Origin of the sequence: Chryseobacterium indologenes (genome assembly GCF_001295265.1) — a bacterium.
Lineage (GTDB): Bacteria > Bacteroidota > Bacteroidia > Flavobacteriales > Weeksellaceae > Chryseobacterium > Chryseobacterium indologenes_A.
Genome location: NZ_LJOD01000019.1, coordinates 44,901 through 58,539, shown reverse-complemented (window position 1 = coordinate 58,539; position 13,639 = coordinate 44,901). Strand labels below are relative to the sequence as shown.

General features: G+C 38.0%; 18 protein-coding genes. 13 read left to right on the top strand and 5 right to left on the bottom strand.

What is annotated here, in order from left to right:
- Positions 1–121 precede the first annotated feature (121 nt).
- The 3 genes from AOB46_RS20440 (at position 122) to AOB46_RS20430 (ending at position 2,567) form a co-directional block, all read left to right on the top strand.
- Entirely contained in the window at positions 122–1,360 is a 1,239-nt protein-coding gene (locus tag AOB46_RS20440; RefSeq protein ID WP_062702884.1) for a hypothetical protein, read from the top strand.
- A complete protein-coding gene (locus AOB46_RS20435) occupies positions 1,353–1,808 on the top strand; it encodes a VOC family protein (protein WP_241489247.1) in 456 nt (151 codons plus the stop codon). Before AOB46_RS20440 ends, AOB46_RS20435 begins: the two co-directional genes overlap by 8 nt.
- Before the next feature lie 141 nt (positions 1,809–1,949).
- On the top strand, positions 1,950–2,567 hold the full coding sequence (locus tag AOB46_RS20430) for a hypothetical protein (protein WP_062702880.1): 618 nt from the start codon (positions 1,950–1,952) through the stop codon (positions 2,565–2,567).
- A 54-nt stretch (positions 2,568–2,621) separates the two neighbouring features.
- On the opposite strand, the gene AOB46_RS20425 is transcribed toward AOB46_RS20430, so the two are convergent.
- Together AOB46_RS20425 and AOB46_RS24005 are read right to left on the bottom strand one after the other, a co-directional pair.
- Positions 2,622–2,987 carry a hypothetical protein gene (locus AOB46_RS20425; protein ID WP_062702878.1) on the bottom strand — a complete coding sequence of 122 codons (366 nt, stop codon included), beginning with the start codon at positions 2,985–2,987 and terminating at the stop codon, positions 2,622–2,624.
- A 3-nt stretch (positions 2,988–2,990) separates the two neighbouring features.
- A complete protein-coding gene (locus tag AOB46_RS24005; protein WP_262486726.1) occupies positions 2,991–3,125 on the bottom strand; it encodes a hypothetical protein in 135 nt (44 codons plus the stop codon).
- 90 nt (positions 3,126–3,215) lie between these two features.
- Between AOB46_RS24005 and AOB46_RS20420 the strand changes: the two genes are divergently transcribed.
- The 10 genes from AOB46_RS20420 (at position 3,216) to AOB46_RS20380 (ending at position 9,637) form a co-directional block, all read left to right on the top strand.
- Positions 3,216–3,836 carry a TetR/AcrR family transcriptional regulator gene (locus AOB46_RS20420; RefSeq protein WP_062702876.1) on the top strand — a complete coding sequence of 207 codons (621 nt, stop codon included), beginning with the start codon at positions 3,216–3,218 and terminating at the stop codon, positions 3,834–3,836.
- Positions 3,833–4,315: a GNAT family N-acetyltransferase gene (locus AOB46_RS20415; protein WP_082377307.1), complete on the top strand. Its 483-nt coding sequence runs from the start codon at positions 3,833–3,835 to the stop codon at positions 4,313–4,315. The genes AOB46_RS20420 and AOB46_RS20415 overlap by 4 nt, the downstream gene beginning before the upstream one ends.
- Positions 4,316–4,324: 9 nt before the next feature.
- A complete protein-coding gene (locus AOB46_RS20410) occupies positions 4,325–5,143 on the top strand; it encodes a helix-turn-helix transcriptional regulator (protein ID WP_062702874.1) in 819 nt (272 codons plus the stop codon).
- A 72-nt stretch (positions 5,144–5,215) separates the two neighbouring features.
- Positions 5,216–5,812, top strand: coding sequence for an NAD(P)H-dependent oxidoreductase (locus tag AOB46_RS20405; RefSeq protein ID WP_062702871.1), 597 nt, complete (start codon positions 5,216–5,218; stop codon positions 5,810–5,812).
- Between the two features lie 423 nt (positions 5,813–6,235).
- Positions 6,236–7,432: a tyrosine--tRNA ligase gene (tyrS, locus tag AOB46_RS20400; protein ID WP_062702870.1), complete on the top strand. Its 1,197-nt coding sequence runs from the start codon at positions 6,236–6,238 to the stop codon at positions 7,430–7,432.
- Positions 7,433–7,486: 54 nt separating this feature from the next.
- Complete coding sequence (locus AOB46_RS20395; RefSeq protein WP_062702867.1) at positions 7,487–8,023, top strand: hypothetical protein; 537 nt, start codon at positions 7,487–7,489, stop codon at positions 8,021–8,023.
- A gap of 3 nt (positions 8,024–8,026) precedes the next feature.
- Positions 8,027–8,548 carry a 3'-5' exoribonuclease domain-containing protein gene (locus AOB46_RS20390; protein ID WP_062702865.1) on the top strand — a complete coding sequence of 174 codons (522 nt, stop codon included), beginning with the start codon at positions 8,027–8,029 and terminating at the stop codon, positions 8,546–8,548.
- A gap of 16 nt (positions 8,549–8,564) precedes the next feature.
- Positions 8,565–8,690, top strand: coding sequence for a hypothetical protein (locus AOB46_RS24000; RefSeq protein WP_262486725.1), 126 nt, complete (start codon positions 8,565–8,567; stop codon positions 8,688–8,690).
- Positions 8,691–8,701: 11 nt separating this feature from the next.
- Positions 8,702–9,163 carry a hypothetical protein gene (locus AOB46_RS20385; RefSeq protein ID WP_062702863.1) on the top strand — a complete coding sequence of 154 codons (462 nt, stop codon included), beginning with the start codon at positions 8,702–8,704 and terminating at the stop codon, positions 9,161–9,163.
- Between the two features lie 9 nt (positions 9,164–9,172).
- Positions 9,173–9,637, top strand: coding sequence for a GNAT family N-acetyltransferase (locus AOB46_RS20380; protein ID WP_241489246.1), 465 nt, complete (start codon positions 9,173–9,175; stop codon positions 9,635–9,637).
- 114 nt (positions 9,638–9,751) lie between these two features.
- On the opposite strand, the gene AOB46_RS20375 is transcribed toward AOB46_RS20380, so the two are convergent.
- The 3 genes from AOB46_RS20375 to AOB46_RS20365 are packed head-to-tail and all read right to left on the bottom strand — an operon-like array spanning position 9,752 to position 13,619.
- Positions 9,752–11,263, bottom strand: coding sequence for a helix-hairpin-helix domain-containing protein (locus tag AOB46_RS20375; RefSeq protein WP_062702862.1), 1,512 nt, complete (start codon positions 11,261–11,263; stop codon positions 9,752–9,754).
- 3 nt (positions 11,264–11,266) lie between these two features.
- The gene (locus AOB46_RS20370) at positions 11,267–12,601 is read right to left on the bottom strand and encodes a PP2C family serine/threonine-protein phosphatase (protein WP_062702860.1); all 1,335 of its coding nucleotides are present in this window, start codon (positions 12,599–12,601) and stop codon (positions 11,267–11,269) included.
- Positions 12,576–13,619 carry a TerY-C metal binding domain-containing protein gene (locus AOB46_RS20365; protein WP_062702859.1) on the bottom strand — a complete coding sequence of 348 codons (1,044 nt, stop codon included), beginning with the start codon at positions 13,617–13,619 and terminating at the stop codon, positions 12,576–12,578. The genes AOB46_RS20370 and AOB46_RS20365 overlap by 26 nt, the downstream gene beginning before the upstream one ends.
- Positions 13,620–13,639 lie beyond the last annotated feature (20 nt).

The following is a 13,639-nucleotide window of genomic DNA, read 5'->3' as shown; positions in this document are numbered from 1 at the left end:
CCGATTTCTGAAACATTTTATCTTATTTAATTTTAAGACCATAAAAAATAGACAAATCGGATTTTGTCTATTTTTTATTTCTTAGTTTCTGTATATTTATTCACAGTAAAAACATTAGCTAATGGATCATCTCCATGGAAAAGTAAAATCGGTGAAAGAATATGTATTGGATGCTATTCGTGAAGAAACCCTATATTCTCAGGAAGGACAGATTTCAGAAAAGAAATTATACAGGAATGGTATCTTGGCAAGTATCGAAAAAAGATACGAAAAAGAAGGGATGGAAGTCAGAGAACTTCACCATCTGGGAAAAAATATGCCTGATACGATTGTTTATCATTTTACGGATGCATCAGGAAACCTCAACAAAAAAGAGACTTATGATCTGAATGGGAATTTTCTGGAAAAAAAAGAGATTGGGAGTACCTTTGTCACGCATAATTCTACAGGAAAATTAATCTCCTTCATCAAAGACGGGATCGTTCTTTTTACCAAACAGTTCAATGCACAGAATCAGCCGCTGGAAGAAATATCATTTACCGATTCCGGGGATAGATGGGCTGTTGTCACCTATTCTTACCATGGAAATTCTATTACAAAAAAAACATTTGATGCCGAAAAAAGGCTGGTGAAGCTAAAATATCTCGTTTTAGACGACAAGAACAGGATCCTACAGAATTTTGCTTTTTCCAGATATGATATTGATGTTTATGACCGGTATGAATTGTACAGTAAAGAAATCATTTCCAGGATTACAACGAAAGATTTTAAAAATATAGTCCCGGACAGCCTCCCGGAACAGGCTTTTTTTCCGTTAAAAGAAAACAGTTTGTATGCAGATGAGATTAAAAACCTTCTTGGAGAATTCAGATATGACATGAATGGAGCACTTCTTTCCGGTTATCCATCCATCCATTTTTTCAATGAGCTTGTAACATTTGCTTATGACGAATCTGACCGGGAAATTTTCTCTGCCAGATTTGCTTTCTGTCCGGATTTTAATAAAACGGAAATCACTCAGCTGGAATTTTCAGAAAATAAATACGATGACCGCGGACTTTTAACGGCCCACACTAATACTGTTACAGAAAATAATCATGATTTCGGTGGCAGCTATACGTACACTTATGAATTTGATGGTGAAAATAGGGTTATCAAAAAAATCAAAACGGGCAGCAGCTCCAGCATTACTACTGTTTCTTATGAAAACGGAAAAAGAACAGAAGTGGAAGAAACTGAAGACCATAGGAAGTTCACCCATATTTTTGACACGCATAATAATTTAATCTACTACGAGGATGCTTCAGAGAAAGAAAACGGGAAATGGTCACAGTCTTATGAAATCACTTATTATGAATAAAAATCTTTTACATTTTGTATTTCTCCTGCTCTTATTAAGCGCCTGCACCCCAAAAGAAAACCCTATGAATACCTCTAATCCTGTTGTCTACTTTGAAATTCCGGTTACTGATCTGCAACGCGCGGAACAGTTTTACAAGGCTGTTTTCGGATTCAGTTTTGAAAAAGAAGTGATCGATAATTATGAAATGGCGTTGTTCCCTTTTGAGGAAAAGAACAGCGGCATTACCGGAGCCCTGGCCAAAGGAGATGTTTACAAGCCCAGCAAAGAAGGGGTTATTATTTATTTCAAAACAGATAACATTGATCAGGCTTTGGATAAAGCTGTTCAGAATGGCGGAAAAATTCTCTACCCGAAAAAAACAGATGATAAGAATGGTTTTGCCATAGCTGAATTTGAAGATTCGGAAGGAAACAGAATTGCCCTCCATGAAACCCTAAAAAAATAAGGAATGTAAAGACAGCTGACACGATATTTACACTTATCATAGAACAAATTAATTATAATTGTCAGATTGTGAAAAAAAAATCTTTACCTTAGTTCACGGAAAAGGGCTTAGCTCCTTAAGAAACCAAGCTATGCATAACATATGGCAGATGAACTTTATTTCATAAAAACCAATCCTACTATTGCCAAAATTAATTTGTTCAATAAGATCAGCCGTGAGGAAGAACAGATGATGAAATTCCTTCCGGATGATGCCCGGGTAAGTCTTGAAATTATTAAGAAAAAAGTAAAGGATTCTGTAGAACATCTTACCAAGGATGAACTTTCCATTATTTTTGCATGGTTCAACAGCCTTTGTCCTTCCGACACTGAAGAAGCCAAAACACAGCTTTTCATCAACGGCATTGATCTCTTTTATGAAATCTCCCATAAAAACCAGGTGAAAAGCTTTCAGCAGCTTCTTGCCGACTACGAAAATTATTCCCAACAAAATCTGGAATTCATCATGGATTCCCAAAATTTCAACCAGTTTCTGATCTATGGAATGTTCATCACAGATATAGCCTCAGAAGAAAAAGGCAGTGTGAATATGGTCTCTCATTATTTGAAGACTGACCATCCTGTACTCTACTCCTTTGCAGAAGACCAGTTCAGAAATGGGACGGGAATAGAAAATCATTCTGAATTACAGCGGTATTTCGGAGATCTTTATGATCTTACCCGGTTTTACAAAGGTTCTATCATCAAACTTGATCAGTAAATACTTCCCCGCCCGTAATGTAATATATAGAGTTTATTTAATAGTAAGCCTTGCTCATGCTGTATCTTTTTTTCCAATTGGTCTTATTTTCAAAAAATAATACAATATTCCTCCTGTCAGATAGGCAAGGACATCCAGCAGATCTCCTGTAAATCTTTCTGAAACAAGCGGACATAAAGCCTCAAACAACAGTGACAGATACAGAACAGAGGTCATAATAAAATTCAGATCCGGTTTCCAGGAATACCCCATTCCTTTATTCATCAGGTATTCTATGAGATAAGCATACATCGGAACCGTAATAAAATCTGTGAAATAATTACTGATCACAGGAATGAAAATCCCCTCGTGCCTTAAAAAAATCACCAGAAACCACCCTGTAAGCCCTGATAAAAACCAATATGAAACTCTATCTTTCATCCCTCACATATGAAGAACTGCCATAATAAATCCAATGATTACCTGCAGAATTTTAACCAGAGTTTCCTGTGTATCCTTTCCTTTTTTTGCATCATTACTTCCTGAAGTTTCATAGTTGAACATTTTTTTTCCTTCCATACTGATCTGATTTTTACCAGGCAAATATACCAAAATTAGAACAATTGTTCTAATTTTGGTATATAATTTAAACACTCTTATATTTGGATTATGAAAACGAAGGACAAAATACTACAGAAAGCGCTGCAGCTTTTCAATGAAAAAGGTTATAACAACATCACTACCAGGCACATTGCAGCTAATCTGAATATCAGTCCGGGAAATTTACATTATCATTTCAAACACTCTGAAGACATTATTAAAATTCTTTTCTCTGATCTTATCTTAAAAATGGACGAAGTGCTGAACACTATGAAGAAGGAAGAAAACAGAACGCTGGAAGACCTTTATCAGTTCACACGATCCACCTACGAAATATTTTATTCCTTCCGGTTTATTTTCATGAATTTTGTTGATATTTTGCATGAGATCCCGGAGATGGAATCGCAGTATGAATCAATCAATATCAGCAGAAAAGAAGAATTTCAGATTATTTTTAAAGGGCTGCAGGAAAGCGGGGTCTTCAGAAAAAATATTCCGGATTTTATCCTTCACAGCCTCACCACACAAATCTTTATTATTGCAGACAACTGGATTACCCATAACAGTCTTGCCTTTAAATTTGATAAGGAAAAAGCCATACAACATTATGTAATGATCCAGATGAATCTTTTTTATCCTTTGCTTAATGAAGAACAGCAGAAACTCTACGAAAAGAAATATATCCGATGATGAATCCGCCACCCATCAGAATAAGAAGAGGAAACAGCAGGGATCTGACAGAAATGAAGCTGCTTTTCGCCGATACCATCACACACATCTGTAAAAAAGATTATGATGATGCACAAATAGAAGCCTGGAGACAGGGATCTGAGAATGAAATGCGGTGGCAGAAGATCATAGAAACACAATATGTACTGATTGCCGAATCTCATGAGAAAATCATAGGTTTTATCAGCCTTGACCAGGGAAATTATATTGATCTTTTGTTTGTGCATAAGGAGCATCAGCACCAGGGAATAGCTCTGCAGCTCTATAAGCTGATTGAACAGGAAGCTATGAAGCAGAAGCAGTCCCTCCTGACAGCAGATGTGAGCAAAACTGCCCGCTCTTTCTTTGAAAAAATGGGTTTCCGTATTCTCCGCGAACAGTCTATTCCATTAAGGGGAACGGAACTCACCAATTATAAAATGGAGAAAAATCTATTTTAAGAATCCATTATGAAAGCATTTTACCATGAACAGAGGATCACAGTGCCTGAAGAGTTTGCAGGAGTATTTTCACATTTCTATTTTGCAGAAAACAGGTCTCCGGACTTTCCGGTTACCAAAATCCTTCTCCCCACCTATCAAACTATTTTATTGTTCTGTTTTGGAAAAAGTGCATCCATGCAGATTCCGGAGGGTGATCTAATAACGGTAGACCAATGTATTATTTTCGGACCGGTAAGACAGTCTTTTGAATATACACTTTCACCCGGAACATCTATTCTGACAGCCAATTTCAGAGACGATGCATTTTTTAGGTTCTTTGGAAAAATTATTATAGAAAAGAACAGGACAATACATCCTGATGATCTGCTGGAAGAAAACTGCTTTACAGATCTATGGCATATTATTTCAGAAATTCAGTCTCCTGAAGAGCAGGTACACTATATTTTAGAGTTTTGCAAGCCTTATCTTCCAGAACAGGATGCCACCGGATTTCTTTTAAGCAGTTTTGAAAATAATGCCTTAAATCCCATCAAGACTGTAGCCACGCAAACCGGTCAGACAGAAAGGAATATCCAGCGCAGACAAAAAGAGCAGTTTGGCTATTCCCAAAAAGAAATTTCAAGATATAACCGTTTCTTAAAAGCAATTACTTTCATTGAAGACTGCATAAAAAATCAGCAGCAGCCGGAATGGTTCAGTATTATTGATCAATGTGGCTATTATGATCAAAGCCAGCTTATTCATGATTTCAGACATTATCTTAATCTGTCTCCTTCCCAATATCTCAAATTCCAGCAGAACATCTGCAATCCCAGGTCAGAATAGCATTTCGTTTTCTTACAATTTTTAAGTGTTCAGCTGTTCTACATTTGTTTCATTCATTTAAAAACTGAAACAATGAGACATTTAATTATTTATGCCCACCCTAATGAGCAAAGCTTAAACAGCCATCTTTTAAGAACAGTGACCGAAAGCCTGGAATTACAAAATCATGAGATCAGGGTCAGAGATCTTTATCACATTGGATTTGATCCTGTTCTTTCTATAGCAGATATGCAGGGACAGCGTGCCGGAACGGTTTCGGAAGATGTACAGAAAGAACAGGAACATATTTCGTGGGCAGAACAGATCACGTTTATTTATCCTATCTGGTGGACAGGCTTACCCGCCATTATGAAAGGATATATAGACAGAGTCTTCAGCTATGGTTTTGCATACCGGTATGACTCAGGAGTACAGAAAGGCCTTTTAAAAGGGAAAAAAGCCATTGTAATCAATACCCACGGAAAATCAAATGAAGAGTATGAACGTATGGGAATGGACAAAGCTCTTTCACTGACTTCCGACAGCGGCATTTTTATGTATTCCGGCTTAGAGGTTATCCGTCATTTTTTCTTTGACAAGGCAGACCGGGTTTCCCCCGATGATCTTGAGGTCTGGAAAGAACAGATTCTTAATACTTATCTCCACCTCCCGCAGGAAATAACAGAATGACAGGACTTTTATTCTGAAATAATTCACTCTTACGAATTTCTCCCGTTTGAAAATGAAGAATTTATGGCATGGTATTGGCTTAAGGAATGACAAGTAAAATTGTTTTGAACCATTATTTTAAACCATTAGGATTGGTAAAATGATTAAAATTTTTAAGTTTTTTTGCTAAAATCTTACCTTACTTGTTTCATACAAGGCATCTTAATGGTTTAAATATTGGAATAACAGAAAAAATGTTATCTTTACAATACAGATGAAACACCTGAACAGCATATTGCGCCTTCCTTTCTTCAGTGAGTATTACTCCCCGACCAGCCGTTCGGGAAAACTTTCTATATCTGTGATACTATAAAAATATTCTAACCCATCATATAGAGCCCGGACATTGTTGTCCGGGCTTTTTCATTTTAAAATTAATACAACATGATCAGTACATTACAAGAAAATGCAGCCATCATCCTCCCTGAAAACGGACTGGAGCAGAAACTCCGACAGGCGGAGGCAGAAAACAGGAAATTAATCATCAAGCTGGGCTTTGATCCTACAGCTCCTGATCTTCATTTGGGACATGCCGTAGTTCTAAAAAAACTTAAACAATTTCAGGAGCTGGGACATCAGATTATCATTGTAGTAGGCAGTTTTACGGCAAGAATCGGAGATCCAACAGGAAAGAACAAGGCAAGAAAGCCACTGACTGCTGAAGAGGTAAATCATAACGCACAGACCTACATCAGCCAGCTTTCAAAGATCCTTGATCCGGATAAAACCCGAGTTGTTTTTAACTCTGACTGGCTGGATGCCCTCAGTTTTTCGGAGGTCATTCAGCTGATGTCAAAAGTGACTATAGCCCAGCTGATGCACAGAAACGATTTCAATAAGAGATTCACAGAAAACACGCCAATCGCCATGCATGAACTGGTGTATCCTATTCTTCAGGGATTTGATTCGGTGAAGATTGAATGTGACATTGAAATGGGCGGTACAGATCAGCTCTTCAACTGTACAATGGGAAGACAGCTTCAGGAAGTTCATGATCTGCCGGCACAGATTGTTATGTGTATGCCACTGCTGAAAGGCCTTGACGGAAAGGAAAAAATGAGTAAATCTCTTAACAATATTATAGGACTGACGGATGAACCTAATGAAATGTTTGGGAAAACCATGTCGATCCCGGATAGTCTTATTGATGAATTCATTGATCTTACCACCGATTTTTCTCTTGAAGAAAAGAACCATTTAAAACAAAAAATAGAAAACGGTGAAAATCCGATGAAAATTAAAAAACTGATTGCTAAAAACATTATTACCCAATATCATGATGAGGCTTCAGCAGATTATGCAGAACAGTTTTTTAAAAGCCAGTTTCAGAATAAAAATTTTGAAGAGAAAGTCTATGAGAAGGTTTTAATAGAATCTTTAGAACATCAGCATACAGTTTCTTTAGTTGAACTTTGCCATCATTTAAAAAATGACCTCAGCAAATCTGCTGTACGAAGGCTGATTCTGAATGGAGGAGTCCAGATTAATGATATCAAAATAACAGATCCCGAACAGCAAATTGAACTGAAAAAAGAAATGAAGATGAAGATCGGGAGAAGAAGTTTTTTTGAACTGGCATAAACTTTCCAACTGCAGGAATAATTTCAATATATTCGCTGGATCAAAGAAAAAACAATGACCACGAAAGAAATTTTCCTGCTCGTTCAGGAAGAACTTTACGCACAGAACGTTGATACGGAAATCAAAGAAGATGAAATCGTATGGACAGACCATTACGGAGCTGAAAATTCGGTATCGGCATGGCAGACCGCTGTCAGTGATAACGGATGGGCAGCCTGGTGGATCCTTAACGATGTTGGTAATGATATGGTAAAAATATGGCTCTGCAAAGATACTGTTATTACCTGGCATCCTCCGCTTAATACGATAGGTCATCCCGCATTCGGCGTACGGTTACAATTTTTTGAAAATTTCCTTATTGTTCGTTACCACGACAAACATAGAGAGAGGTTTTTTATTTTCAATATTCATACTTTAAATAAAACAGAAATATTCTTTATGCCCTCAAAATTTAAATCTTATGGCAATGAACTCATTGTAGGAAAAAACTTCAACAATCAGCTGCTAAAGATTACTACATACCCGGACCGTATGGAAAAGGAAGAAGTTGATGAGGAATATATGAAGATAAGAAATATTAAATTCGATTAGGTTATGAGCTATTTTATGGTGGATATAGAGTCAGACGGCCCTATTCCGGGAGATTTTTCAATGGTGTGCTTCGGAGCTGTGCTGGTTGATGAAAAACTGGACCGGACATTTTATGGAAAATTGAAACCCATATCGGATCAATTCAATCCTGATGCGCTGGCGGTTTCCGGCTTCAGCAGAGAGGAAACGATGAATTTTGATGATCCGGAACGCGTAATGCTGGCTTTTGAGGAATGGATTAAAGAAAATTCTAAGGGAAGACCTATTTTTATCAGTGATAATAATGGTTTCGACTGGATGTTTATCTGCTGGTATTTTCATCATTTTATCGGAAGAAATCCTTTTGGCTACTCTTCCCGAAGACTTTCTGATCTGTATTGCGGACTGGAAAAAGATACGTTTGCCCAATGGAAACACCTCCGTAAGACGGAACATACCCATAATCCCGTAGATGATGCGAGAGGAAATGCTGAGGTTCTGCTTTATATGAAAGAAGAAATGGGACTGAAAATAGTTCTGAAATAACTTAATCTATCGGATCATGGGAAGAAATACGGCCATTTATATGTTTGATAAAGAGAAAGCACCAACTCTTTATGAGCACCTTGTGCATTCCGGAAATTTCAAAGAATATATTAAAAAAGTGAAATTGGTTTTGATGAAATAAATTTTGACAATTTGTTAGAAACCGTCAGAAATGATATCAATAGAATCTCTGCTAAAGAGCTCTCTGCAATTATTTCATTTTTAAATGAAGATTACACCCATTACTTTCAGGTTGATCAAATGACAGACGAAGATATCGGTCTTACTGTTGATTCAAAAGATTTTATGAGGTTCAATGATTATATGATTCTTCTGACCAAAAAAATTCTGGACAGCAGGCTGGATGGTTCTGAATATACTTTTACTGAACCTGAAGAAAAAACAGGCCTTGAAATTAAGGATAATCCGGTTAATAGACCTATCTTAGAAGAAGCGGAAAATGAATTCGAATATCTGAAAAAGATGTTCAACAAAGATAATATCACCACACAAACGGTTTGCAGGGCTTATGATTTTTTCCTCTCTTCTGTAGCCATGAAATCTAAAATTAACGCTGATAAAAATACAGGAATCGTTATTTTAGACTCCTGTTAATGGTATTTAATGAAAAATAAAACAATGGATCTTAACCTGCATTATGAAAAAGCCAATGAAACTGATATTGATTTCCTTCTCAGCCTGAGAATGAAAACCATGAATCCTCACTACGAAAAATCCAGTTTACCTACTGATCGTGAAGCTACTTTACAAAGGGTTCTTTACCAGTTTGATAAGGCGCATATTATTTTCTTAAATCATCATCCCATCGGATTATTAAAAATTAACCGGACAGAAGAGAAAACAGAAGTTCTCCAGCTTCAGATTGATCCTGAGCTGCAGGGCCGGGGACTGGGCAGAAAAATATTGAGAGATATTCTTGATGAAGCCTCAGAAACAGGGAAAAAAGTTTCTCTGAGCGTATTGAAAACCAATAAAGCACAAAACTTATATTCTGCTTTAGGGTTTAAAATTGTTGGTGAAGATGAGCATTCTTATTTCATGGAATTTTCAGGTGATAAAAAATTATAAAGTCTGGATTACAATCTATGATTTCTATATGATCACAGAAAAAATCTGCTCAATCGCCTGATCTTCGGGACCATAAATAAACTTTCTGTATCATTAATGGCTTCAGCCAAACGTTTATTGATTCGCCAGCGTTACATAAATCAGCCTGCCTCCTTCTTCAGCAGATAAAAGGATCTTTTTTCCGTCAGTTAGCTCTGTCATTGAGCCCGGCGGAATCTCTTTCTGCTCTGTAACATCTTTCATAGACGTTAAGCTTTGATTAACCAATACCCATTTCCCCTGATGAAACGTAAAATATCCCACAGGCATTTTATCCTGCTTGGTGAGATTTTCATTCCGGATCACTTTTCGGGAAACGTGCCATTTGAAAAGATACTGGTTATTATACACCATCAACCTGTGGTTTTCGGGTTTCCAGACCTCATCATCAAATTTAAAATACAGATCCAGCACAGGAAGTGTTCCCTGATGTGGCGTACCACAGAAAGGACATTTAGGATTGCTGGTATTGTCAAAAACATACCATTTTTCTGTGCAGGATGCGTTAGAGCAGGGTTGGATAAGATCTACCGTTTTCAGTAAAGCGGTTTCCCATTCATTAGCCAGGGGACGTCTTATCGGATCATGGAGGCCATCAACAAAAGCTTTTTTGAACAGCTCGGAAAGGTAAGGTCCGGTAATCGTATACGGAACCTTTTGAGGATCTCCCCAGAAAGTCTCCCACTTCTTCAGATGATCAGGCTTCACATGGTTCACGGAATCATCAGGATGTTCCACAAATGTTGCTTTCTCTCCCATAGAAAGTATTTCATCCTTTTCAGAGTCCAGATCCCATATTTTTCCTCCTCTCAGAGGATGCCTTCTCAGCAGATACATGTAAATGAGTGCTGCAAGGGCATGAAGATCAGTTTTCTGGTTGGGCAGGTGTCTCCCGGGATCCTGAATATTCAGATGTTTGGTCTTCAGCACTTCAGGCGCAATAAAATCTGCCGTTCCGATCACTTCGGGTGGGAATAATTTCGGCACCACCAATCCGTCTATATCAATAATACAGGCTGATTTCGTTACCGGGTCCACCAGAATATTATTGTAAGAAAGATCTGAATGGGCCAGCCCCATCTGGTGAAGCTTTTTTACTCCCCTGCTGATATTGATGGCAATCTGGAAATAGCTCAGCCAGTCACCAAGTTCCGACTGGTCAAGTCTTAACGGGTACTGCTGGTTTCTGAACATCGGGGAAGTAAACCATTTTCCCACTTTGTCTTCACCCTGGATATTATCTGAACCGATATACCCTTTAGCAAAGAAGAATTTATGGTGATATACGGGAACAACAATTCCCGTAAGTTTTCCTTTTTCCACAATATCATACGGCCACCTGAATATTTCGTTCAGAAAGTATTCTGATGAGGTTCCGCTTTGTATGTTTGCCAGATAAGTAGATACGATCCGCATGATACGTTCTTTCTGCCCGGCATCCACAGGATTTCTGTAAAAAGCTACGACATAATCTCTTTCGGGAGAAAAATAAACATCTTTAACTCCTCCGCGAATGGGATTTTCATCTATATATTCATATGATTTGGCTGGGTCTAAAATAGAAACAACCTTAACAGTCTTTTTCATGTTTTAATAGATTATGGCCAGGGTTCTGTCATCGTGATTTCCTCTGCTCCAGAAATCTGCCCATTGCAGAAGCTGGCGGTCAATATCTGTATCGTTAATAAAATCAACCTTTATACGGTCATTATTATTTCCGTTGAGGTCATTAAAAAAAGTTGTCCAGCTTTCCGGATCTTCGAGCTTGTTTTCTGTAATGAATTTGGGATCATAAATCCCGTCCGTCATCAATACCAGATAGGAAAAGTCATTAACGCAGGTCATTCCGAAACGGGAAATCATCTGGTCATTAAAAATTTCATTCATGGTAATAAAACGGGTTCCCCCGCTGAATTCTCCTACATCCATCCGGTTTAACAGCTTTACTTCAGAAAAATCGGGGCTGATGAGGTTAATAGGGCAGTCTCCTACTCCAAAGCTCAGAAAAACATATCCGAATTCAAACTTCTTAGCGAGTGTAAAAATAAGGGTGGCATGAAAATCTTTGATAGAAAGGGAATGTTCCGATGCTTTTTTATCTAAAACTTTGTATACATGTCTTACACTTTCAGATAAAATTCCGGTAATATTCTTTTCTGCTTCTGAATGTACTCCTGATGCAGCATTATAAATGACTTTAACATTCTTCTCCAGTTCCTGCAATATGAATGGTGAATCAAAGAATTCATTGGCTGAATATACAGCGAGCCTTGAGCCTTCTCTTGCCATTTCCGCAGAACCTGCCCCATCAGATACGGAAATAATATTCCATCCTTCGGGAAGTTGATTTACGGCAAAATCATCCTCCCTGAATTTTCCTTCATGGGCATGTGAACGGCCCCTTTTGGATGCAGCTACTATTTTTTTATCCAGAAAAGTTCCTTTCCATGAGACTTCATCAGGTTTATAGAAAGCAGCACTGGTATCACCGGGAATATTTTTCCATAGATCTTTAGGATCGGCATTCACATAAAGCTGGACTCTTTTAAGGTCTGAATTATTTTCATCCCGGATATGGTAAAATTCAATATCCAGATCATAGACATTACCTCCTGTGGAAATCCCGGATATCACGTTCTCTTCAAATTTCAGTCCGGTTTCCTCAATATTTCTGATGGTTTTAATCTTAATATTGGGAAAATCTTCCAGCTCAAAACTGAATTCATAAAACTTTCTTGAAGTTGCATTTTTCAGGACCAGATAAGCTTCTCTGAATTCCTCTTTTTCTTTAAGGATCAAAGTTTTTTCCCTGGCATTCTCGCCTCCGGAAGAGTTCGGATCATCCTGCTGCTCTTTCCCTCTGTTATTAAAAAAGATACTTCCCATAGTACGTCTGCTGTTATCCCAGCGTTCTGTTAATATCATAACCTCCGCTGGAGAATCCGTAATAATCGGATGTTCCGCACCACGGGCACTTGTTGTAACCTTCTCCTTTCAGGCAGTGAATTCCGCCGCAGGAACAGGTAGCCAGCGCAATAGGATTGGCACAGTGAGGGCAGGACGTTCCGCCCTGTAGCTCTTCAATAGAGATTTTGAGGTTATTTCTCTGGGATGAAGAAAGTCTCATATACGCTTTTTCATCAATTTTATAGGCCCCGTCCAGCTTATAATACCTTGTAGACATTCCCATAATTCCTGAATCCGTAAAGGCTTTCTTAAACTTCATAAGGTAAAGTTTTTCGGTTTCTGAGCATTTACCATTCAGAACCACAAAATTGTTATCCGGAAATCTTTGTTCCATTTCAGGGTCTACTTTTTCCAGGATAATGGAGTCGATCTTTGACAGATTGATCCCTTCTTTATTGGCTTCGGTAACACTCTGGCTGGTTGTTTTAATGGAATCTGTCACCCATTTGAAAAACTCTTTGTAGGAATTTTCATCGGAATTATTAAAAAGCAGTACATTTTCGGCCAAAGAGCCCAGAAGCTTATAATTGGTATTTTCTCCGATGGATACGGCAATGGTATTGGCTTTTCCGTTGTATTTGGTATTCCATCTTTCAATTGCTTTGGTAGCATCATCTGTAGGAACTCCATCTGTAAACAGAAAAACAATAGGTTTCCAGTCGCCTTTTCTCTCGTAGGTTGTTTTTACAATATCCCGGTCTATGCAATCCATTACTTTAATCAACCCCTGGGATAATGATGTTCCGCTTCCAATCGGAATTTTGGGAGGATAAAAGCTGATGATATCCTGAAGCGGAGTAATAACTTCGGCTTCTCCTGCAAAACCGATCACAGAAATATAAACCGTTTCCAGTGAATACGGGTCTTTTTTTAATTCTCTGATGATGTTGGCAATACCTTCCTGTACCTGTTCGATAGGCTCTCCTACCATAGATTCGGAAATATCAACCAAAAAATAAATCGGTAGTCTTCTCATGATTATAGTGTAAAGACGGT